The organism is Roseibium sp. HPY-6, from assembly GCF_040530035.1.
Classification (GTDB): Bacteria; Pseudomonadota; Alphaproteobacteria; order Rhizobiales; family Stappiaceae; genus Roseibium.
Map to the genome: position 1 here is coordinate 1 of NZ_JBEWCD010000001.1, position 23833 is coordinate 23833.

Below are 23833 nucleotides of genomic sequence, written 5' to 3' on the forward strand. Positions count from 1 at the left end.
AAGCTTGCCACCCACTTGTGCCTTCGCCTCGTAGGTCAGCACAGTTTCAGCACCGTCTTCTTCCAGCTTGACGTCAGCGGACCCCTTGGCGAAGCCGGCCACGCCGCCCTTACCTTCACCGGTTATGGTGTAGCTTTCCGGAGCATTGATGTTTTCAAGGGTGACAGCACCTTTGAACTTCGCCTTGACCGGCCCGATCTTCGTGGTGACCTGCGCGTTCATCTCGGTATCGGACGTCTTTTCCAGACTTTCACAGCCAGGAATGCAGGCCTTCAGAACCTCCGGATTGTTGAGAGCCTCCCAGACGGCTTCTCTTTTCGCCGGTATCCGGCGGGAGCCGTTCATGTCCATCTTGTTCTCCCTCAGATCACACTTATCCAAGTCGTCTGAATGCCGCCCTTTGGGAGTGTTTAAGACATTCCCCAAAGCAGGCATTCACGTTATGAGAGCCTGCTTTATCTCAAAATTCAATCACTTATGTCGGGAGAAAGGAAGAAAAGACTGTTTCACCAGGCAGCAGGTAGCAGAACCTGAAAGTTTCTCCGGCATTTAAGGGAAAAGACTGACCAGCGGAAACTCAGTGCGGCGGCGTTTCCGGATCGCCGCCACGTCTTATGAAGGAACCAAGTTCGGGACCGGGTAGCGGTTTGGCATAAAGGTAACCCTGCAGATAATTGCACTTCAGCTCCTGCATCAGCTTGCGCTGGTCAACCGTCTCAACACCTTCGGCAGTTATACTCAGATCGAGTGCCTGCGCCACGGCAATGATCGACTTGACCACTGCCAGGGCATCCGGATCCTGTTCCATGTTCATGATGAAACTGCGGTCGATCTTGATACCGTCAACAGGCAGTTTGCGAAGATAGCTGAATGAGGAGTAGCCCGTGCCAAAGTCGTCGATGACCACCTTTGCTCCCTTGTTGCGCAACCAGGTCAGCAGCGACATGGTCACCTGATCATTTGCGACAAAAAGGCCTTCCGTAACCTCGAAGACCAGACGGTCCAATGACAAGTCTGCAGCAGACGCGGCATCCTCTATATCCTTGTAGATCCGATTCGCCTGAACCTGCCTCGGCGACAGGTTTACGTTGAGACGTATCCTGTCCGAGACCCCCTCAAACGTGTTGAACTCCGCAAAGGCCGCCTTGAACATCCAGGCGCCGATTTCGGTAATGAGGCCACTTGCCTCCGCCGCTTCGATCATTCGCGCGGTGTTCAGGAAACTTCCGGAGGGTGTCCTGAACCGCATCAACGCCTCGAAGGAGGCAATGCTCTCATCGCGTGCCTGCATGATCGGCTGATAATTCAGCGAAAACTCCGTCTGGTTGTCCTTGCCCGTTAGGAGCGAAGCAAGGCGCAGCCTTTCCAGGGCCGCTTCCTGCATGAGCGGGTGGAAGATTGCGTGATTGGTCAATCCCTTCTGCCTGACGTCATTCAGCGCAATGGAAGCGAAGCGGACAGTCTCTTCTGCGCCGCGGCCGACGCTTTCCGCCGCCGCAAACCCCAGCCTCAACCTGAGTGTGATCTGGTTTTCGCCAAGTGTAATGGGATCCTGGAACGCTTCCTCCACACGCGCCACAACATCCTGTACCTTGTTTTCGGTACCGCCTTTCAGCAGGATCAGGAACTCGTCTTTTTCCTTGCGGGCGATTGTCAGCGCGTCCGGAAACGTTTGCGAAAGCCTGTGCCCGGTCCGTTTCAGAACAGCGCCCGCCCTTTCATCACCGATCCCATCGACGATCACGCGAAAACGCTGAATGTCGGAATGGACGACCAGCAACGGACGCCCATCGCTCGCGTGTCGTTGGAACGCTTCCAGAAAACCCGAAAACGTGGATAGGCCTGTTGTACGATCGACATAGGCAAGGTTGCGGATGTGTTCCAGAAGTCCCGTCTTTTCGTATCCAAGGGCAACGTTGGATACAAACAGCTGAATCACTTCGGACCCGACTTTCTCGTCGAGTTTCGCCATCGGCAGGCCGGCATAGATTGCACCTGCCATACCATTTCTCGTCACAAGAGGCAGCGCGACACCCTGCGGCGTCGAGAAAGTCGATTTGCTATCGATACATTCGAAGATTGCCTTTCGAACAAGATCCTCGCCCACCACATCCAGCGGCAGGTCCACCTTGTCTTCGAAGGCACCTGCCGATGCCAACACACGAACACGCGAAATGTCGGCGCTGCCGTATTCCGGCAACGCTTCCATGCCGCATAACAATCCGTCAATCGGCTCACCAACGAGATCGGAAAGATGCGTGAGAACCGCGGATGCAAATTCGCTCAGCGCGTTCTTTTCCACAATCGCCGCAAACTGACCATTCAGTTGCTTGAGTTTTTGCCGGTTGGCTTCGAGCGACAAGACCAGCTTGTATCCGCGGAGAGACGTCACGATCGCTGTGATCAGTTTGGTGCGCGAAAGCTCGGCTTTTTCTGCATACCCATCAATATCGAATTTCATGATGACGTCAGTCTGCGGCGCATAGCCGGGCTGACCAGTCCTCAGAACAAGACGCGTGAACGTATTGCCAAGATCGGAGCGTATCCAGCTGACAAGAGCCAGTCCCGCCGTGTCACTTTCCATGACCACATCAATCAGCGCGACCGCAATATCGTCATGCTTGCGGAGCAATTGCCGCGCTTCTTCGGCGGAAAGGGCATGCAGCAGGGCAAACGGACGATCTTCGAAAGAGCATCCTGCGACCGCGATCTTAGTGACTTCATGAACGTCGGGATCGTCATCCACGATCAGGATCTTCCAGGGCGCTTGCGTTGCGCCTTTTCCTTCCGGCTCGGAGGGTGCAAGAAAATCCATCACCATGTTCAGTGTACTTTCTTTCCTGCGGCATCCGCGTCGGCGCGGGAAGCTTTGACCGGCACTTCAATCGTGAATTCGGTACCCGAACCGACCTTTGACGAAACGGAGATCGTACCGTCGAGCGCTTCGGTGACAAGCTGATAGCAAATCGCCATTCCGAGCCCTGATCCGCCTTTTCCGAACTTGGTCGTGAAGAATGGCTCGAAGACTTTCTTGAGATTTTTTTCCGGAATGCCCACACCAAAGTCTTTACAGGAAAGAACGATCTTTTTGCCGTCGTCTTCGGAGCGAGCGGCTCTGCCTGTCGGTAGAACCTTTGAGCATAGCTTGATTCTGCCGTTACTCTGGCCTTCGTAGCCATGTTTCATAGCATTTTCAACCAGGTTGGAAACCAGCTGGCTGACTGCACCCGGGTAACTCTCCATCATCGTATCAGCATTGAGATCGAGTTCCAGATCGAATGAGGTTTTCTTAAGTGTCGGCTGCAAGGTCGCAAGGGTCTCCCTGATAATGTGGTCGAAGTTGAACGACCGCATCCTTTCGCTCTGCCGGTCCACCGCCACCTGTCTGAAGTTGCCGACAAGCTCACGTGCGCGCCCTAGCGTCTTTTCGATGATATGGGCGGTGTCGGTAATCCGCTGGACTTCGTTTTCGAGCATTTCCTTGCTGAGGCGTTCTTGCTCAAGTTCGGTTTTGAGAAACTCGGTCGAATCCGAGATTGTTGTGGCTGCCACCAGCGCATTCCCGAGCGGCGTGTTCAGTTCGTGCGATACGCCGGCAACAAGGGCACCAAGCGCGGCAAGATTGTCAGCCTGGATGAGCTCTTCCTGCACAAGCTTAAGCTGTTCGGTTCGATGAGCGACAAGATCTTCAAGATTGGTCTGGTATTCCTGGATCTTTTTCAGGTCCAGATGGCGCCTGCGGACCATTGATTGCAGACTTTCGGCAAGAATACCGATTTCGTCTGCGCGCTCTGGCATGATCCGCGCTTCGGGTGGGTTCTCAATGAGGCGCGGCGTTGAGAGGTAGTCAACGATTGCGGACAGCGGCCGTCCTATCAGGCGACGGAAAACCGCTCGAATAACGACTGCCAGCAGCAGAAGGTAAACGATAATCGCCGCTACAATGTATCCGACCGTCAATACGATTTCGTGCGAAATCGTATTCTGGTCGATCAGGATGAAAACCTGCCCGATTGCGTCTTTGTGCAGGATCGTGCTCGGGGAATTAAGCGTATAGCTGAGCGCTTCACTGCGGCGCGGCCCATCGACCGGCTCACCGAAATCGCCAGTGTCGGGAGTTTCAACCCAGACCCGTTCGACGACTTCCAGACTTTCCAATCCCCTGATTAGTTGCAGAGTTGCATCTGCATTCACGGTCCAGATCGCCCTTTCAAAGGGGCGCTTGGTTGCCTGAAAAAACGCTTCCGTAACTCGAATTGCGCGCTCGTGCGAAGCATCCCAGGTAATTTTGGTCAATATAGCTATGAAGACGATGCCAAGCAGTGCAAACAGTCCGAGCGTATAGAGGATGAACGTTCGAGACAGGCTGACACGGCCCATCTCCTTGGGAGCATATGGCAACGACGCACTGCCGCTAACACTCAAGACCTTCACCTCTGATCTGCGGAGACGGCTTCTCCGGTTTTTCGCTGCAGTTGGGACCTGGAACTGTGTTCTGAGAAACATAACTGACGACCGCTTTTGGGTGTCGCAAGATATGCATCAACAGGATTTTACATGTTGTTGGCGCCGTGTATTGAATAAAGTCTCTTAGCCCGCCGCTTCTGCTTTTACACAATCGCACACATACTGCGTAGATTTTCTAAATTTTCTATAAAAATCAATTGTTAATTGAAACAGTCTCTCTGGTATTCTGCTTCGAAAACTTGGCTCGATAGATCCAATTTGATGATGCGGTTTTTTGCAGGCATTCGCATTCGCGCTACTTGAACATTGCCATAGAACTCAATCGAAAGAATTCTCTTAAGTTAATTCTTATCTCCCAAATAATAAAATAGACCATTCAGTCCGGAACCGTACGTGATAAGTTTGATTACGCAGTCTTACGTATAGATTTAGCGAAATATCCAGTGTCTTAAATCATGAATAATATGATAAATACTTTAGTATCCGAGACGTCTGAAGGAGACAAATTGTTGTTTGAATTGCCGGACAGAGTGCTGACATCCCTGCCAACGGGAGCCGTCAAAGACACTGTGGAACAACTGGGCCGGCGAATAACACTTGGATACTATCCGATCGGCCAAACTCTGCCCAAGGAGGATGAACTGGTAAGTTCTCTCGGTGTCTCCAGAACAGTCATTCGGGAGGCAGTCAAAGTGCTCTGCGGCAAAGGCCTCGTCAGAACAGCGCGCCGTTACGGTTCAAAAGTCTGTTCGTTCGATGACTGGAACCTTCTGGACCCCGATGTCATCCGATGGCACACGCCTGAATGTCCGATGACGGCCAGAATATATGTCGAGGCAACGCAGTTGCGGGCGATTTTGGAGCCCGAAGCAGCTGCTCTGGCTGCTCTCAACGGCACCCAGAGCCAGAAAGAAACAATTCTGACCGCAGCGCAAGGTGTTCATTCCGACCATGGCCTGGAAGCAATGATCGGCGCTGACTACGCGTTTCACTCCACTATTCTTCAGGCAAGCGGAAATCTGATGCTTGCACAATTTCAGAACCTCATCCACGCTGTGCTCGTGTCTTCATATAGGGCTGGCAAAGACCGGGTTCCGGAGGAAAAGGTTTCGCGCAAAAACCATATCAGCGTCGCGACCGCAATTCTGTCGGGCGAGCCTGAAGTGGCCCGCACAAAAATGCAGAACATGCTTCAGTTAAATCAGGAAATTGCCGACCGGATTACCGGCATTGCCTGACACGCGCTGCGCGTCAAACGATTAGCGAGACAACAGAACATCAGTCAACTCGCTGTCCGCATCCAGCAAATCGTCAATGACATCGAAATGATGCTTGCCAGGCGCTGCGTGAAATTTCGCATTTGGCCATGCGTTCGACAGCAATTCCGATTGACGAACAAACTCAGGCCGTTCTTGTGCGCCGACCCAGGCAGTTACTGCGCATTCGATTGCTGGCTGTGTTAACGCGGCACTCTCGGCGATCGCCTGGTCCTCCGACATCTTGAAGGATGCGTTCATGCTGGTGTTGCGTAGCGGCCGAAGATCATGGAGCCCGCTGATTGACAAAACGGCTTCCACTCGATCAAGAACACTCGTTGCGACAGGTGCGTTTTGACAGACCATGCGGGTCACAAGGTGCCCGCCTGCTGAATGCCCCGACAAACGGATCGGGCCCTCAACTTCCTTTGCAGCAAACTGTATTGCCGATCCGATCTGGCGGGTTATCTGCGCAATTTCCACATCCGGCGACAAATCGTAGCTGGGGAGACAAACCGTCCAGTCCCGCTCCAGGGCACCTTGCGCAAAATGCGACCAGTAGCTCTTGTCAAACCGTAGCCAGTAGCCGCCATGCACAAAAACCACCAGACCTCTGGACGAGTGCTTGGGGAAGAACAAATCGAAGCATTGCCGGGGTGAGTTTCCGTAAGAAACATCGATGTCCTTGTCAGCCCATGATGACCTGAATTTTCCGGCGTCAGCTGCCCATTTGGGCGGATAGGCTTCCGCGCCTGGGATATGGGCTGCATTGGCGTAGGCATCATCCCAGTCGGTAATCGTCGTTTCATTCATGGCAATGTTTCCCACCCTTGTCGCAGATAGACGCTAAGGCTGTTCGGCACTGCAAGCGCAGCGACTTGTCAAACGACACATGACGCGCCTAACGTCCTTCGAAGACATACGAGGAAGAGGAATTGGTCGTCAAATGACGGAGCGCTGTTCAAATCGTGTCCCGAACCTGTCGCATCACCTGACGAAGAATGCCCGTCGCTGGCCGGCCCATCCCGCGATCATCTGGGAAGACAAGACCTGGACATGGAGCGAACTCGACCAAAGAGTGAGCGCGCTTTGTCATGTCCTGCAACAAAAATTCGGCCTGGCGAAAGGTGACAGCATTCTGGTCCAGGCGCAAAACTCAAACCAGATGTGTGAGACAATGCTGGCGGCTTTCCGCCTTGGCGCTGTCTGGGTCCCCTGCAATTTTCGTCAGGCACCGGGTGAAACCGCATTTGCCGCCCATAAAGCCGCTGCGAAGGTCTTTGTATGTGACGCAGATTTTGAAGAGCAGGCGAATGCCGTTAGAACCGAGATCCCTGACCTCGCCGGTACCATCAGCATTGGCGCAAGCAGCTTTGGCGCATCTTACGAAGACCTGATTTCAGGATTTTCCGGTGAACCGTTTGCAGACGAAGCCGTCGACTACAATGATCCGTGCTGGCTGTTCTTCACGTCCGGCTCAACCGGCAAACCCAAAGCAGTCGTCCTCACGCATGGTCAGATCGGCTTCGTAACCGTCAACTACCTGGCGGATCTTATTCCCGGCACGAGCGAACAGGACGCCTCGCTCGTAATTGCTCCACTGTCTCACGGCGCCGGATTGCAACAAATCGCGCAGCTCCCGCGGGGAACAACGCATGTCCTGATGCCAAGCGGTGGTTTCAATCCTGCAATCGCTTTTGAGTTGATCGAAAAACATCGCGTGAGCAACATGTTCACGGTTCCGACAATCGTAAAACGGCTGGTCGAGGATCCGTCGGTTGACCGGTATAACCATTCGAGCCTTCGCCACGTCATATATGCCGGTGCGCCGATGTATCGGGAAGACCAGAAATACGCGCTTGAAAAGCTCGGACACGTCCTGGTCCAATACTATGGCTTGGGCGAAGTCACCGGGAACATCACGGTCCTGCGCCCACAAGACCATTTTCTGGAGGACGGACCCGAAACCAGGGTCGGAACATGCGGCACCGAACGCACGGGAATCGAGGTCAGTATCCAGGATGACGATGGCAACATACTTCCGGCCGGTGAGACCGGCGAGGTATGCGTGATAGGACCAGCGGTCTGTGCAGGTTATCTGGAAGACGATGCAGCGAACCAGGCGTCGTTTCGAAATGGTTGGTTCCGAACCGGTGACATCGGACATCTTGATGAGAATCGCTATCTTTATCTGACCGGACGTGCGTCAGACATGTACATTTCCGGTGGCTCGAATGTGTATCCGAAGGAAATCGAAGAGGTTCTATTGACGCACCCTGGGATTTCGGAAGTCGCTATCCTTGGCATCCCGGACCCGCAGTGGGGCGAGACAGGACTGGCGGTTTGTGTTGCGACAGGCGAAGATCACGGCCTGCAAGATGAACTGATGAGTTACCTTTCCGGCAAGATCGCCCGCTACAAGATGCCGGCCAGGTACCTTTTCATCGAAACGATGCCAACCAGTGCCTATGGAAAGATCACCAAGAAGCTCGTTCGGGAATATCTCGTCGAAGAAGGCCTCTTATGAGACGGCCGCCACCAAACAGCCTTGCCGAGATCCGGCACCCGGGACCGCCGAACAAGACAAGACGCCCCTTCGCACGTTGCAACGCGACGCGAATTGATCTGCAGCTTTCGGCAGGACAATCATTGCTCGGCGCTTTGGGAGATTGGGCTGAACGCGAAGGCTTCTCTTCTGCGATGCTGGACTTGTCCGGTCTCAGACTGAAGTCGTTTGAGTACGTGATGCCGGACCGAGCGATCGATGACCGGCACGTCGCATGGTACAGCGACACTCAGCATTGCGAATCTGCAACCCTGCAGGAAGGCGTCGCCATACTGGGCCGTCGAGATGGTCGTTGGTTCGCACATGTTCACGCGTACTGGACCAACAAAAACGCTGAACACCTGGGGCATTTGCTGCCGGACACACTCATTGTGGATCAGGCGAGCCTGATCAGCGGCTGGGGGTTAACCGGTGCGTCTTACGTTGCCGAGGAAGACCCGGAGACTGAGTTCACGCTTTACAGGGTCAGGCAGGAAAATCGCGTCAAATCAGATATAGCCAACGCGCTGATCACCACGCTGGCACCTTTTGAGGATCTTGCTGCAAGCGTATCTGATCTGGCTCAGCAGCTGGATAGCGAAACGTTTGAAGTGTCGGGTCTTGGAAGTCTCGCGGGAGCAACTTTCATGGACGGTGAACCCATGACCGGCCTGATCTCCGAGATCCTGCTCCAGCCTGGTGGCGGACGGCAGAGTAACGGGGAACGGAAAATACCGATTCGGTGCATCGATCTGGAAGGCCGTCTTCATCAGGGAAACGTTCTTGAAGGCGGTGCACCGACACTCGTCACCTGCGAACTGCTCCTGGTGTCACGAAGCTAAAGTCCGAAAGAAATCAGTAGCTTTTGGGAGAGAGCGCCGTCCAAAAAGAACAGTAAGAGAACATTTACCCTTGCAGAACACAATAGGAACAGGTAGATTGTTCTCGATTTGTACCAGCCTGTTCTGTGGTCAGGGGAAGCCAAAAATGCTCACGCGCAAGCAGTATGAACTGCTCATGTTCATTCACGAGAGACTCAAGGAAACCGGTGTTCCACCGTCTTTTGATGAAATGAAAGACGCTTTGGACCTTCGTTCCAAATCCGGTATCCACCGATTGATCACGGCGCTCGAGGAACGCGGCTTCATAAGGCGGCTGCCGAACCGTGCCCGCGCAATGGAAGTTGTGCGCCTTCCCGACTCCATCGCACCTGGTTTGGGCACTCCGCGACCGCGGGGCAGTTTTTCACCCGAAGTCATCGAGGGATCACTCGGGAAACCTGAAGCCCCTCGCCCTGCCCCTGCTCCTGAGCCGGTGCATCAGGGAACGGAGATCCCGGTTATGGGACGCATTGCGGCGGGTGTTCCGATTGAAGCTATCCAGACCCACAGCCATTCAATCTCCGTACCGCCTGAGCTTCTGGGTAAAGGCGAACACTATGCCCTGGAAGTGCGCGGCGACTCCATGATTGAGGCTGGAATTCTGGACGGTGATACGGTCCTGATACGCAGGACAGAAAGCGCCGACAGCGGCGATATTGTCGTGGCACTGGTTGACGAGGAAGAGGCCACGCTTAAGCGCTTGCGCAAGAAAGGCGCATCCATCGCTCTTGAAGCGGCCAATCCTGCATATGAGACGCGCATCTTCGGACCTGGCAGAGTGCGTGTTCAGGGGCGCCTGGTTGCCCTCTTCCGCCAATACTGACGCATAAATGCGCAGCACTGCGGACCCGCCTTGATGTTAGTGAGCAGGTCTGATCCATGACCGGGCATCTCAAGGGACCGCGGGCTGTTTATGGCATCTATCGCAGGCTCGCGCGCGTGACCTCACCTTTCTTGTGCCAGGGCCTCGGTATGATCGGTATGGCATATTGGATCGCGTCGATCTGGGGCGCCGCAGCCTTCTCCTCAGAGGGTAGTCGCAATCTATTGTTTTCCTGAATGGCTCGGTCGGAATTCACCTGACGAGATAACCACAAGGAGATTGCGCCTCGTCGCTCACGCACCTCGCGATCGATCACGAGGCTTGCACCGCACACACCTGGCACGACTAAGTCGCTTACGATAAGATCGGCATAACGGCAATCCATGACAAGAGCATCCAATGACTTTGGCATGGCGATGTAAAACGGTCTGTCGGGGAAGGATCCCTTTGGTTCGAACGGCCGTTTTTCAAAAGCTTTGATGACGCACCCGCTTGGATCACATACTCTTTGTGGCGACTTCATCTTGCGCGACTTGACCGCGTCACCCGTTATACCCTCTGCCTGATACCAGATGTCTGTCTGGAAAGAACCTCGCGCGCCATTCCAGTTTAAGTTCCCGCCGGCATCACGTGCCGCGATGCGACCGCCAGAGGCGGAAATCTGAATGTCGGGCGGAGGTGACAAGTGCAAGAGCACGCCTCCAACAACAAGCGGAAGAACCGCGCTGAACCGCCACTTGCCCCGCAGCAACAACGCCGCGAACAGGGCTGCGCAAAATGCGATGGTTTCGACTGCGGTCAACTGACCGATCGCACCGATACCACCGTCGAGCTCTGCCACGAAGGCCGCGATTTCAAGCAAGAGTGTGAGGCCAAAGGACATGATTGCGAGAGGAATTGCGGCCAGCCCTAGAGGCATGAGTACCAGGGACAGAACACCCATCGGCATGACAAGCAGCGTGAAGACAGGCATTCCAAGCATGTTTCCAATCAACCCGTAGGGCGCAATGCGGCCAAAATGGTGCGCGGCGATAATGCCGGTTGCGACCCCAGCTACTAGCGCCGTTATCAAAAGCCCTGTCATCCACCGGCCCACGAACAGGGCAATCTTGCCGGAAAGCGTTTTGCGGTATCTTTGCCCGGCTGCGAGTGGTTCAACGCGGTCCCGCCACGTCTCATAAACAGCAATGAGACAGATCACCGCCGCAAACGACATCTGGAACCCCGGGTAAAACAAACGCTCCGGCGCTAAAACAAGGAGGACAAGACCAGCAAACGCGACACTGCGCACCGTCAGGCCGCGGCGCCCGACAAGAATGCCGAGAAAGACGAGCGAGATCATCAGGAAGGACCGCTGCGTTGCGACAGAGCCCCCAGAAATGAGCAAATAGAAGAAGGCTGCGGAAAGAGCTGCAATGGCTGCGAATTTGTGAATGGGAAATCGCAGCGCCAAAGGTGGAAGCAAAGCGAATAGGAAGAGCGCGGCAGCGTAAGTTCCGCCTGCAAAAAGGGCCATGTGAAGACCCGATATTGCAAGAATGTGCGCAAGCCCTGCAGCTCTGAGATTCTCCTGCTGGAGCCCGTTTATTCCTCCGCGATCACCGACAAGCAGCGCGACGATGAGAGCCGCTTCCTGATCATCAGGCAGACTGGCGCGTATTTTCGTTGCTATGCGATCTCTGATTGCCTGGATCCACGTATCTGGATGCGGCCCAATCGCAACATCTTGTGCTGGTAGAACTTCCGGCGGCCCGAAACTGAAACCCGTCGCGCCGAGTTGCATGAAATAGGCTCGGAATGAAAAATCATATCCTCCAGGAGCAACCGGCCCCGCCGGTGGAAAAAGGCGTGCCCTTGTTTTGATCCTGTCTCCAACACCAATTTTTGTGTCTCCAGGAACGCGCAGGCGCACTCTTGACGGAAACACAATTTCTTCGAGCGCACGGTCATTGATGGTTTCAATCTGTATGAGCAACCTTTTGCCATTGGGCCGGTCAGAAAGCTCCAGAACCTCGCCGGTCAAACCGACATTCATTTCCTCACCTATCCGAGGGCCGTCCACATATGCCGTTCGAAGGCTCGACGTCGTCAGGCCCGCAAAACATGCAAGGACCAACAGAAGCGCCGGTGACAGATATCGTTGGCGTGCGTGCCAAACGACAAACAGTACCAGTCCCGTGAAAAAAACAGAGAGCAGCAGCCATGATGGTTCTTCTGGAAGCGCCGCGTAAACTCCGATCCCGACTGCAAAAGAGAAGCTGAACCAGAGTAAGGCCTGATTTTCCCAAGGTGAGCTTGTCGCACTTGAAGGATCACGTTCTCCGGCACCTGATTGCTTTGACCAGAAAGGCTTCAGGCCGAAACTGCGGCGCGACCCGTCTGCGTCGTCACCAGGCGATGCCAATTCAACATAGCGAATGGAATTCGCCCGGTTCTTGCGGCCGTCTTCTGCTTGCAAAGTGTCTTGGCGATAAACCAACGCGCATTACTTTCCGTGCCGAAACGAGAAACGGGCAAGGCACTGTTTTGCCCCGGCTAAGCCTGTGCTAAGACCGCGCCACGCAACCGGCGCGGTCCGCGCCTTCATTCCAGATGAGACTTTCAAATAAAGCACCATGACACAAGAGATCGTCACGCGCTTCGCACCTTCTCCGACCGGATTCCTGCATATTGGCGGCGCTCGTACTGCGTTGTTCAATTGGCTTTTCGCCAAACACAGCAGCGGAAAGATGCTGCTCCGCATCGAGGACACGGACCGGGCCCGCTCCAGCAAGGAGGCGGTTGATGCCCTGATTGACGGTCTGTCATGGCTGGGCCTTGATTGGGAAGGGGATCCGATATCCCAGTTCTCGCGCGTGGAAAGGCACAAGGAAGCCGTCGAACAGATGCTTGCCGATGGCGCTGCCTACAAGTGTTACTGCACACCGGAAGAAGTCGAAGCAATGCGTGAAAAAGCACGCGCAGAAGGTCGCCCGCCGCGCTACGACGGCACTTGGCGGGACAGGGATGCTTCGGAAGCCCCCTCGGGAGTTGATCCTGTCGTTCGCCTCAGGGCACCGCAAGAGGGTGAAACAGTCATTGAAGACCTGGTGCAGGGCCGCGTTGTAATTCCCAACAAGGATCTCGACGATCTTGTTCTTTTGCGTTCCGACGGAACCCCGACCTACATGCTGGCCGTTGTCGTGGACGATCACGACATGGGGGTTACGCACATCATCCGTGGAGTAGACCATCTCACGAACGCCGCAAGGCAGACGCTCATCTTTAAGGGACTTGGTTGGAATGTACCCCAAATGGCCCACATTCCGCTGATCCACGGCCCGGACGGAGCCAAGCTCTCAAAGCGTCACGGAGCGACTGGTGCAGAGGCTTACAGGGCATTGGGCTATCTGCCGCAGGCCATGCGCAATTATCTGGCGCGGTTGGGGTGGAGCCACGGGGACGAGGAAATCATGTCGTTGCAGGACATGATCGACTGGTTCGGCCTCGATGCGGTCGGGCAATCCCCTGCCCGGTTCGACTTCAAGAAACTCGAAAATCTCAACGGCCACTACATGCGTTCGACCGAAGACGCGGAGTTGCTCAGCCACTGGAAGATCTATCTTCAGCACGCTGAAGACGGCTCAAAGGTCCTTTCCTGGCTTTCACAAGGCAACAACGGACAAACAGCATTAAAGGCCCTGCCCGGATTGAAAGAGCGCGCGAAAACACTGGTCGAATTGACCGAGAGCGCGTCATACCTTTGGCGCGAGCGACCGTTGGACACGGATGAAAAGGCTGAGAAAATTCTCACTGATGACGCTAGGAAAATCCTGGGCGACCTCTACGGTGTTCTGGAAGCCGCCCCACAGTGGGAAGCAGAGCCGCTGGAAGTCGCGGTGAAGGCCTATGCAGAGCAGAAGGATTTGAAACTCGGCAAAGTCGCCCAACCACTGCGCGCTGCGCTGACCGGACGTGGAACGTCACCGGGCATCTACGACGTTCTTATAGCGCTTGGCCGAGAAGAATCGTTGGGTCGCATCCGCGATCAAGTTTCCTGACACATCGTGCGGTTGATTCAGAAAAACTGAGTGGTGTCGGTAAGTGGCAGCTTCCGGACCTCCCGGGAGCTGCGAACTGGCTCAATAGACAAAAGAGCAGCCCGGGCGACTTAACCTGCATTATGGCTTGATAAGTCCCTTTTGTATGGCAATCGCCAGTGCTTGTTCCCGCGTTTTTGCACCCAGCCGGTGGCGCGCGTTGCGAACATGCATATCCACGGTGACCGGTCTGATGCCAAGCTTGTAGGCTATCTGGTCTGTGCGCATTCCGTTCGCCAGCCACAAAAGGCATTCAGCTTCCCGATTGGTCAATCGAAGGTTCCTGTTTTGCTTGCCGACAGAAAGCATTTTTTGATCTGCAAGCGCTGCACAGACTTGAAAGAGCGAGCCGGACCGTTGCCTGAGCTCCTCCATCTGCTTCCGGTTCATATCGGAAAGCAGGTTCCAACCCCGGCGCATCTGAGGGTTTTCGCTTGGCATTTTCATTGCCAAACCACTGATCAATCCAAAGTCGGACGCGCGGTGGATTACCGCTTTTTCTTCAGCCCCCAAAAACGGATAGTCGCAGAGAAACTCCCGTCCGGTTGCAAACATTTCGGGGGTGTGCTCGCTTCGGGTGAAAAGAGGATCAATGAGATCGTCTTCTTCTGAAAAATAGGCTGCCTGCCAATCGGCAACAGAGGTGGATAGCCGCGTATCTTCTTCAGTCAGCCTGACCCTGCCATTTCTGACACCATGCTGTACGCCAACGAACCCCTGGTTCTCGAAAAACTCGCACGTTGCGCTCCAGACTAGTTCAGTATCTTCGGCAAAAACAATTTTCGTAGCAAAATCTTCGAGCACTCGATTCATTCAAAATTCCTGAAAGACGGCTAAGGTTCATACAAACCGTAACAGCTAACTATACGGAAATCGATAACGCCACAAAGTTAGATTGCGCCAAGACTTGCTTGAAATTCTCTGCGTGCAAATAACACTAGAAACAGAGGAAATCTTGGCTTTTTTAAACCTGTCAAATTTGAAAATCGATGTATTCCGGCAAGATCGGCCCTTAGTTTTTCTCTAAAGTGATGCGGAAGAGTTGGAATTACCCAAAAAGCGTTTCGTACTAAAATTACGCGGCAATGGTCAAATCCTAAGGTATCTTTACAAGGTAGTGAACTGCTTTTCGAGCACAGAACCTGTCTGTTCGCACCAGGCAAGGCCAAACCTGAACCGTTATTTCTCACCTTTGACCAAAGCGTTATATTGGCCAGCTTGCGGCACTGCAGTAAATGGGCTACGCAAGACCCGAAAATTTCTCAGGTGCAGGTCGGGATTGAGCCCGTAAGCGTGACGGGCAGTTAAAATCGGACAGCACATCAGGATAAACAAAAGGGGTTTCTGTATGGCCGACAACAACGCCAAGCTCAACGTCGGTGGCGCCGACCACGATTTCGACGTTCTTGACGGATCCATCGGACCGTCAGTCATGAACATTTCGTCCTTGTACAGGGACACCGGCATGTTCACATATGACCCGGGCTTTACGTCAACGGCATCCTGTGAATCTAAGATCACATATATCGACGGCGACGAGGGCACGTTGCTGTATCGCGGATATCCCATCGATCAGCTTGCTGACCATGGTGACTTTCTCGAATCCTGTTATCTGCTTCTCTATGGCGAACTGCCGACCAAGGCGCAAAAGGACGACTTTGTGAATCGCGTGACCTATCACACGATGATTCACGAGCAGATGAACCGCTTCTTCTCCGGTTTCCGCCGCGACGCCCACCCGATGGCCATCATGGTTGGAACCGTTGGCGCACTATCGGCGTTTTACCACGACTCGACAGACATCACGGATCCGCACCAGCGCATGGTGGCATCGCTACGCATGATCGCAAAGATGCCGACAATTGCCGCTATGGCCTACAAGTACCACGTCGGTCAGCCTTTTGTTTATCCGCGCAACGATCTCGGCTATGCGGCGAACTTCCTCCATATGTGTTTCGCGGTTCCGTGTGAGGAATACAAAGTCAATCCTGTTCTCGCCCGTGCAATGGATCGAATTTTCATTCTCCATGCGGATCACGAACAGAATGCGTCAACCTCAACCGTGCGGCTGGCCGGCTCATCCGGCGCGAACCCATTCGCCTGTATCGCTGCAGGCATTGCATGTCTGTGGGGACCGGCCCATGGCGGGGCAAACGAAGCCGCACTGAACATGCTTTCCGAAATCGGGTCCGTGGACAACATCCCTGAGTACGTCGAGCGTGCCAAGGACAAGGACGATCCGTTCCGCCTGATGGGTTTTGGCCACAGGGTCTACAAGAATTACGATCCGCGCGCCCGAATCATGCAGAAGACCACACATGAGGTCCTGGGTGAGCTTGGCATCAAGGACGATCCACTACTCGATGTGGCCATTGAGCTCGAAAAAATCGCCCTGAACGACGAGTATTTCATCGACAAGAAGCTCTATCCTAACATCGACTTCTATTCAGGGATCACACTGCGGGCTCTCGGCTTTCCTACGACGATGTTCACTGTTTTGTTTGCGCTCGCAAGAACGGTTGGCTGGATCGCCCAGTGGAAAGAGATGGTTGAAGATCCGTCACAGCGAATCGGACGTCCACGTCAGCTCTACACTGGGGCGACCAAACGGGATTACACGCCGATCGACCAACGCCGTTAAGGCCCGTCGAACCAACGCTATTTCAGGCACGCTAAAGAATATTGCCCCCGGTTCGCCGGGGGCATTTTTTTGGTACGGGCCCAACATGAAGACACTAAACGGAACTGTCGGTGACGCGCTTCAAGATGCCTGACGCTTCTGAAACGCGCTTCGAGCTCTAGTGGCTCGCAGTGCCGAAACACACCTCGGTCTTTAGTCTACAAGCAGCTACGAGTGCCTTGTCTTCAGGCCTGCGCCGCAGTTTTCATAGTCCGAATGACGACATCGGCAGCTGCGTCTTTCTGACTGTGACCATCCGGCAAACGCATGAGATCATCCAAGCGCCTGAGCTCGCCCAGCTGTTGATGCCGCTCCGGCCCATCGGTCAGCAGGCCAATCAGATGTGCTGCAAGGATCTTCGCATCAACTTCTTCATCAAGGAACTCCGGTATAGCTTTGTTTTTTAATATGATATTTGGTAAAACGAACGAGTCAATATTGGCAAGTTTGAAGAGCTTATTGAGTTCTTTCAACCTACGAAAAAACCAGTCAACCCTGTAGGCAACCACCATCGGAACACCTGATATCGCAAGTTCGAGCGAGACTGTGCCCGAGGCTGCCAGAGCAGCATGCGCGCGCCGAAATGCCGCTTGCTTTTCGTCAAGGCCACTGAGAACCGTCGGCTCAAATTCCCAACTTCTGACTTCCTGCCTGATCCGTTGTTCCAGGTGTCCGACAGCTGGCAGCAACACTTCAAGATCCGGCATTTCCCGCTTGACGAGCGCGACCGTTTTGCCGAAATCGCCCAACAACCGGTCGATTTCACTGCGGCGGCTCCCCGGAAGCACCACAAGAACGCCGTTGTCCGCCGACAAGGGCACACGCTCATTTCCAGCCGGGCGAAGGTCATCCACGTTCTCAATAAGCGGGTGGCCGACATAATGCGTCGGCGGCCCGCCCAGCTTTTTGTGCGCCTCCGGCTCAAAGGGCAACAATGCCAGCAACTGATCGACATAGGCACTCATTTTCTTCGCCCGTCCCGGTCGCCAGGCCCAGACCGATGGGGAAACGTACCCGACGATGGGAATATGCGGTGCACGTTTGCGAACCCGGCTTGCGACATTATGCGTAAAGTCGGGACTGTCGATGATTACAAGAACCGCAGGATCTGCAGCGACTATCGCATCGACCGTCTGATAAACGCGCCGAACGATAAGCGGCAACCGCGCCAGAACGGCGCTCAGGCCCATAACCGATACATCCGACATGTCAAAGAAACTTGTGAGCCCAAGGTTCGTCATGCGTTCACCGCCAACGCCGCAGTAACGTATTCCCTCTCCAAGCTTTGCGTCGAGTGCTCTGATCAACTCCGAACCGAGCTGATCTCCGGACTCTTCACCGGCGACCAGACAAATCGTCGGCCCCATGCTCATCGTGTCCCGGTATCCCCGGGCTCCGTTGTCCGCTCAATACCAAGCACGAATATGTCTGAAGCATCAGCTTTTTGGAGCGTTTCGTCCTTGTTCGCAATCAGAGCTCCCTGTGCCTCGACAGCAATTCCCGCGAGACCCGCCGCGACAGCAAGCTCTATTGTCCTTGGACCAACAGTCGGTAGGTCGACGCGAAAATCCTGATCGCGTTTGGCTGTCTTCACGAGCACGCCGGCGCGACCCTTTGTCCTGACGCGTCCGTTCCGCTTCAATTCACAACAGCGCTCCAGCATCGCATCTGTGCCTTCTGCGCCCTCAAGTGCAACCACACGACCTGCAACGGCCACCGCAGCCTGCCCGATATCAAGCTCGCCAAGTTTTTCCGTAGCCCTCATAGCAAGATCAAGATCGTGCATGTCGTCCGAGCTCGGCTGAACCCGTCCTAGCACACCGCTGGATGCCAAGAGCTGCGGTGCTACATCCTTGATACCCACAACACGAAACCCCTCGATCTCAAAAAGACGTATCACTTTCGTCAAAAGGCTGTCGTCACCACCGGTTAATGCCCGAATTATAGTCGGTAGTCTTTTCAGTGTGCCGAAATCGCCAAAAATGGACGTGAAATCAGGTCTGCTGGAAACACCCCCAATGAGAAGCACATCGCGGCATCCGGTTTCGTCCAGGAAACTGTAGAGCCTGCCGACTTCCCCCCATCCGAGTTCAGCGCTTGCCCGCTCTCGTGTCGCGGCGTCGGCCTCGCCTTTGATTGCGACAATCTCAAAGTCGCGCCCGGCCATAGTTAGCGCATCAGCGATCTGTCCTGGAAGGTCTCCGTTGCCGGCAATAAGAGCAAGGCGCTCACCTTGCTCTCCGTTCGGGTGGGACATGGCCCTAGTCTTCGTTGCGCGGCGTACAAAAACGCCGGTCTTCCTTTTCCAGAATGAAGTCCGTTACGGTCTTCACCAGGGGTTGATCGCCCGTTTCCTGCGCAAGTGTTTCTGCGCGGCTACGGAGCGTGCCTTCCTCGCTCTCAAACAATGTCCGATAAGCGGCGCGCAGAGCATGGATCTGCTCGCGCGGGAAACCTTTGCGCTTAAGCCCAATGAGATTCAGTCCGGCAAGCCGTGCTCTGTCACCTATGACGGACCCGAAAGGAATGACGTCAAACTCAACGCCCGTCATACCACCGACAATCGCACCAGTCCCGATACGCGACCATTGCCGAACTGCGCTCAATCCACCAAGGATGACAAAATCATCGAGTTCAACGTGACCCGCCAGCGTTGCGTTGTTCGCCAATATGGCATTGTTTCCAACCTGGCAATCATGGCCAATGTGGGAACCCATCATGAAAAGGCCATTGTCCCCGACCTTGGTCAGGCCACCACCGCCCTCGGTCCCCGGGCTCATGGTTACATGTTCGCGGATCTGGTTGTTCGAGCCAATTTCAAGTCGTGTCACCTCGCCTGCGAACTTGAGATCCTGTGGTTTGTGCCCGATGCTCGCAAACGGAAAAATGTGGGTTCCAGCCCCCACCGTCGTATGTCCCGCGACCACGACATGTGCCTCAAGGATCACGCCCTCAGCGAGACTCACGTTCGGTCCGACGATTGAATAAGGACCGATGCGAGCTCCCTCGCCGATCACGGCCCCGTCTTCAACGATGGCCGTTGGATGTATTTGTGTCATATGTCCTCACGCATCTACCAGCATGGCGCTGACTTCTGCTTCCGCAACCTTTGTTCCGTTCACCTGAGCGACGGCATCGAATTTCCAGATATTGGAGCGTTGCTTGATTTTCTTTACGTGGAAATGCACCTGGTCCCCGGGTTCCACGGGTTTGCGAAACTTGGCCTTGTCGATGGTCATGAAGTAGACCAGCTGCGGTGGTGCATCGCTTCCACGAGCATGAACACACAACGCACCGGCCGTCTGCGCCATCGCCTCGATGAGCAAAACACCCGGAAACACCGGTCTTTCCGGAAAATGACCAATGAAATGCGGTTCGTTGATGGTGACGTTCTTTATTCCAATGCAACTGTTATCGCCATCCATCTCAATGATTTTGTCGATAAGCAGGAAAGGATACCTATGCGGCAGAAGCTTCATGATCCTCATGATGTCTGCGCTGGCAAGCGTCTTTTGTTCTGCGTCTTCCATGAAGTGCCCCTTGGCGGATTAACTCCGTAAAGTTCTAGTTCGTCAGCCCGTTTACGATCCGTTGCCGCGTTCTGCAAGCTTTCTAACAGCAGCAACCTCTCTGAACCACTGCTTTACCGGTTTGGCAGGCGTCCCGCCATATCGGCCACCTGGCGCCAGATCCTCGCTGACCACACTGACAGCAGCAATCTGTGCACCCATTCCGATGGTTACGTGGCCGCGCACACCCGTCTGCCCGCCGATCGCGACAAAGTCTTCCAGCGTGCAGCTCCCGGACAACCCGACCTGAGACACCAGAACGCAGTGTCGCCCGACGATCACGTTGTGACCTATCTGAACCTGATTGTCGATTTTCGTGCCTTCGCCAATCATTGTGTCCCGGTTGGCACCACGGTCGATCGTCGTGTTGGCCCCGATTTCCACATCGTCCTGGATAATTACGCGCCCTATCTGCGGGACTTTCAGGTGACCTTCCTGGCCCATCGCATAACCAAATCCATCCTGGCCACAGCATACGCCAGGATGAAGGGCCACCCGGTTCCCCAAGACAGAATGCTGAACCGTGGAATTCGCACCGATTACGCAATCGCGTCCAATTTTCGTGCCGCGACCGATCACGGCATTCGCCCTAACCACTGTACCGGATCCGATTTCAACATCCGCGCCGATGATCGCCCCCGGTTCAACCGTAACATTTTCCTCCAGCACCGCGGTCGGGTCAACGACGGCCCGCTCTGATATACCTGTGTGTTTGGTGTCTTTGGGCGACATCGCCTCCGGATAGAGCTTGGCAAGAACCTGCGCCCAGGAGCGGTAGGCGTCGGGACACACAAGAACGGCCACCCCCTCTGGCACCTTGTCCTTGTGTCTCTTGCCAACAAGACACGCAGTCGCGCCCGTCGCCTCAAGTTGCTTCAGGTAAGCAGTGTTATCAAAAAACACCAGGGCTCCCTCGCCGGCATCTTCAAGCGGAGCGACCTCGGAAACTTCAAGATCTTCGTGCCCGCGAACGAGCTCTGCATTTGCCCATTCGGCAATGGTTTTTAGCGAAACAGGATCGGGTACTTCAAAGAACCTCGGCTCGGACATGGTCTCATCCTTGTAGAAAGCCAACAAAAAAGGCCGCCGTAGGACCCGGCGGCCGTTTTCTAACGCAATTGACCACAGTTTAGAAGCGGGTACCACCACTCAGTCTGAACAACTGCGTTTTGTCCGAGTCTTCTTTCACAAGCGGATAAGCGAAATCGGCGCGAATGGGCCCGAATGGCGACCGCCAGCGGATACCCGCACCCACAGATGCCCTGATCGACAAATCATTGGAGTCGATGCGACCGCCATTGTTTTCGACAAGGTTCACAAGATCACTGTCGGCATCCCATAGGGAACCTGCATCAGCAAAGACCGCACCACTCAGGCCCAGTTCCTTGGGAATGATCGGGAACGGGAACGTGCCTTCGGCCGTCGCAGCGAAGAAGAACCGGCCTCCGATCGCATCGTCAGTCGACGCGTCACGCGGTCCGATGCCCTGGTTTTCGAAGCCGCGCACCAGATTGCCACCAAGCATGAACTGCTCGGAGACCCGCAGCCGCTCGTCGCCAATCGCCATGATGTTGCCGCCGCGAACCCGGAGACTTCCAACCAGACCATAGTCGGCCAGGATTTCCTTGTAGGCACGCGCCTGGGCTTCCGTCTTGATATAGTAGCTGTCGCCGCCGAGACCAGCGAACTGCTGACCGAACGAGGCGAAGAAGCCGTCGGAAGGATCTATGTTCCTGTCAAGAGTGTTGTAACGCAGATCATAGCCAACAAGAGACGTCAGAAAAGTACCGAGCGAGTCACAAACTGCAAGCGAGAGATTGTTCGTATTACAGTTGTTGATGCTCGTAGACTGGCTGTCCGGGTCCGAGTTCTCTTCCTGGAAGATGTTGTAGAACAACCGCAGGGTTAGCTCTTCTTCGCGAAGCGGAAGTGTGAAACCAAAGCCACCACCTGTCTTCTTCTGGTCAAAGGACCGAAAATCGTTGGCATCGTCTACACGCCGGTAGACATCAAGGTCCAAGGCAACGCGACGCCCTAGGAAAAACGGCTCGACGAAGCGGAATTCATAGGACTGGGTATCTGTACCGCCACCGATCGAAAGCTTCACGAATTGTCCGCGGCCGAGGAAGTTTTTCTCGGTCAGGGAAACGTCACCGATGATGCCGTCAACCGTCGAATAACCCACACCGAAAGAAATCTCGCCGGTCGGCTTTTCTTCCACACGCACGTTCACGACGACACGGTCCGGCGCACTTCCCTGCTGGGTCGTGATCGAAACATTTTCGAAGAAGCCAAGATTGCGCAAACGGCGTTCGGCCTTGTCTACAAGCGCCCTGTTGAAGGCATCACCTTCGACAATATCAAACTCACGACGGATAACGTATTCCCGTGTCCGGTCGTTTCCGATGATGTTGATCCGCTCGATGTAAGCACGCGGGCCTTCTTCGATGTAATAGATCAGCGAGATCGTGTTGTCGTCGTAGTTGCGCGAACCCCTGGGGCGCACTCTGGCGAAGGCATAACCTTCTTCAGACACCCGCAACGTGATCTCTTCAACCGATTGCTCAACGCGCAGGGAGTTGAAGGTCTGCCCGCTTCGCGTCCGGACCAGCCTGCGCAGATCCTCAGGATCGACCTCAGCAATGGTCGAAACGAGTTCGACATCGCCCACTTTATATTTCTCACCTTCGTCAACGGTGAATGTGACGTAGAAGATGTTCTGCTCGCGGTCGAGATCGGCGCTGACCGAAACGATGCGGAAATCCGCATAACCCTTTTGATTGTAGTAGCGACGCAGCAATTCCTCGTCGGCGGCCAGGCGATCCGGATCATAGGTGTCGGTGCTGCGAAGAAAGCTCAGCAGTCCACTCTCACGTGTGCGGATAACATCCCGAAGACGTCCGTCACTGAACGCTTTGTTACCGATGAAGCTGATGCGCTCAACACCGGTCTTGGCGCCCTCATTGATTTCAAACACCAGATCGACGCGGTTCTGACCGCGATCGATGATCTGAGGCTCTACAGATGCGCCGAACCGTCCGGAACGCCTGTACGATTCCAGAATGTTCTGCACATCGGCCTGGACGCGAGCACGCGAGAGGGTCGTTCTCGGCTGCGAACGGATAGATGTCTCGAGCGCGTTGTCCTTGATCTTCTTATTGCCCTCGAACGAAACCCTGTTGATGATCGGATTTTCCGAAACGGTGACAATGACCGTGCTGCCACGCGGGGTGATGTCTACAGTGGCAAAAAGACCTGTTGCATAAAGCGCCTTCAAGGATTCATCGACATCGAAAGCGCTGTACGAGCGCCCCGGAACGATCGTCATGTAACTTATGACGGTTTCATCCTCGATACGGGTGTTGCCCTGCACCTGAATGCTTCTTGCGACAGCCGCTTCCGCAACACTGACAAACGACAGCTGCCCCGCCAATTGAGGCACTGCTGACCCGATCGAAAAAATAGCCGCTACAAAAAATACGGCTCGTGTAAGTTTCTGCAATCGCTGCATTATTGCGCTATGCCTTTTTTTA

18 protein-coding genes are annotated in these 23833 nt (G+C 54.7%); 6 read left to right on the forward strand and 12 right to left on the reverse strand.

All coding sequences use genetic code 11. The annotated features are described in order from the left end of the window. From ABVF61_RS00005 to ABVF61_RS00015, 3 genes are all read right to left on the reverse strand, one after another. The coding region (locus ABVF61_RS00005) for an SRPBCC family protein (RefSeq protein ID WP_353991500.1) at positions 1-351 on the reverse strand (351 nt) is incomplete at its 3' end. A 226-nt stretch (positions 352-577) separates the two neighbouring features. Next, complete coding sequence (locus ABVF61_RS00010) at positions 578-2815, reverse strand: GGDEF/EAL domain-containing response regulator (RefSeq protein WP_353991501.1); 2238 nt, start codon at positions 2813-2815, stop codon at positions 578-580. Between the two features lie 8 nt (positions 2816-2823). Beyond that, entirely contained in the window at positions 2824-4425 is a 1602-nt protein-coding gene (locus ABVF61_RS00015) for a sensor histidine kinase (RefSeq protein ID WP_353991502.1), read from the reverse strand. 551 nt (positions 4426-4976) lie between these two features. On the opposite strand from ABVF61_RS00015, the gene ABVF61_RS00020 reads away from it, so the two are divergent. After that, entirely contained in the window at positions 4977-5705 is a 729-nt protein-coding gene (locus tag ABVF61_RS00020; RefSeq protein WP_353991503.1) for a FadR/GntR family transcriptional regulator, read from the forward strand. Positions 5706-5726: 21 nt separating this feature from the next. Here ABVF61_RS00020 and ABVF61_RS00025 read toward each other — a convergent pair whose 3' ends face one another. Next, positions 5727-6536, reverse strand: a complete 810-nt coding sequence (locus ABVF61_RS00025; RefSeq protein WP_353991504.1) for a hormone-sensitive lipase — start codon at positions 6534-6536, stop codon at positions 5727-5729. Between the two features lie 133 nt (positions 6537-6669). Here ABVF61_RS00025 and ABVF61_RS00030 point away from each other — a divergent pair, with 133 nt between their 5' ends. The 3 genes from ABVF61_RS00030 (at position 6670) to lexA (ending at position 9972) form a co-directional block, all read left to right on the forward strand. Then, the gene (locus tag ABVF61_RS00030) at positions 6670-8250 is read left to right on the forward strand and encodes an acyl-CoA synthetase (protein WP_353991505.1); all 1581 of its coding nucleotides are present in this window, start codon (positions 6670-6672) and stop codon (positions 8248-8250) included. Further along, positions 8247-9110: a hypothetical protein gene (locus ABVF61_RS00035; protein ID WP_353991506.1), complete on the forward strand. Its 864-nt coding sequence runs from the start codon at positions 8247-8249 to the stop codon at positions 9108-9110. The genes ABVF61_RS00030 and ABVF61_RS00035 overlap by 4 nt, the downstream gene beginning before the upstream one ends. 145 nt (positions 9111-9255) lie before the next feature. Then, a complete protein-coding gene (gene lexA, locus ABVF61_RS00040) occupies positions 9256-9972 on the forward strand; it encodes a transcriptional repressor LexA (RefSeq protein WP_353991507.1) in 717 nt (238 codons plus the stop codon). Positions 9973-10069: 97 nt separating this feature from the next. Here lexA and ABVF61_RS00045 read toward each other — a convergent pair whose 3' ends face one another. After that, on the reverse strand, positions 10070-12451 hold the full coding sequence (locus ABVF61_RS00045; RefSeq protein ID WP_353991508.1) for a ComEC/Rec2 family competence protein: 2382 nt from the start codon (positions 12449-12451) through the stop codon (positions 10070-10072). A gap of 136 nt (positions 12452-12587) precedes the next feature. On the opposite strand from ABVF61_RS00045, the gene gltX reads away from it, so the two are divergent. Further along, a complete protein-coding gene (gene gltX / locus ABVF61_RS00050) occupies positions 12588-14012 on the forward strand; it encodes a glutamate--tRNA ligase (RefSeq protein WP_353991509.1) in 1425 nt (474 codons plus the stop codon). A 120-nt stretch (positions 14013-14132) separates the two neighbouring features. Here the strand turns inward: gltX and ABVF61_RS00055 are convergent, their stop codons facing one another. Then, positions 14133-14864, reverse strand: a complete 732-nt coding sequence (locus ABVF61_RS00055; RefSeq protein WP_353991510.1) for a helix-turn-helix transcriptional regulator — start codon at positions 14862-14864, stop codon at positions 14133-14135. Positions 14865-15399: 535 nt separating this feature from the next. On the opposite strand from ABVF61_RS00055, the gene gltA reads away from it, so the two are divergent. Beyond that, positions 15400-16692: a citrate synthase gene (gene gltA, locus ABVF61_RS00060; RefSeq protein WP_353991511.1), complete on the forward strand. Its 1293-nt coding sequence runs from the start codon at positions 15400-15402 to the stop codon at positions 16690-16692. Between the two features lie 224 nt (positions 16693-16916). Here the strand turns inward: gltA and lpxB are convergent, their stop codons facing one another. The 6 genes from lpxB to bamA form a co-directional block, all read right to left on the reverse strand. Further along, on the reverse strand, positions 16917-18098 hold the full coding sequence (gene lpxB / locus ABVF61_RS00065; protein ID WP_353991512.1) for a lipid-A-disaccharide synthase: 1182 nt from the start codon (positions 18096-18098) through the stop codon (positions 16917-16919). Positions 18099-18100: 2 nt separating this feature from the next. Continuing rightward, positions 18101-18988, reverse strand: coding sequence for an LpxI family protein (locus ABVF61_RS00070; protein ID WP_353991513.1), 888 nt, complete (start codon positions 18986-18988; stop codon positions 18101-18103). 4 nt (positions 18989-18992) lie between these two features. Then, positions 18993-19790: an acyl-ACP--UDP-N-acetylglucosamine O-acyltransferase gene (lpxA, locus tag ABVF61_RS00075; RefSeq protein WP_353991514.1), complete on the reverse strand. Its 798-nt coding sequence runs from the start codon at positions 19788-19790 to the stop codon at positions 18993-18995. Between the two features lie 6 nt (positions 19791-19796). Next, positions 19797-20261: a 3-hydroxyacyl-ACP dehydratase FabZ gene (gene fabZ / locus ABVF61_RS00080; protein ID WP_353991515.1), complete on the reverse strand. Its 465-nt coding sequence runs from the start codon at positions 20259-20261 to the stop codon at positions 19797-19799. A gap of 51 nt (positions 20262-20312) precedes the next feature. Further along, positions 20313-21350, reverse strand: coding sequence for a UDP-3-O-(3-hydroxymyristoyl)glucosamine N-acyltransferase (lpxD, locus tag ABVF61_RS00085; protein ID WP_353991516.1), 1038 nt, complete (start codon positions 21348-21350; stop codon positions 20313-20315). A gap of 79 nt (positions 21351-21429) precedes the next feature. Beyond that, on the reverse strand, positions 21430-23742 hold the full coding sequence (bamA, locus tag ABVF61_RS00090) for an outer membrane protein assembly factor BamA (RefSeq protein ID WP_502949921.1): 2313 nt from the start codon (positions 23740-23742) through the stop codon (positions 21430-21432). Between the last annotated feature and the right edge of the window lie 91 nt (positions 23743-23833).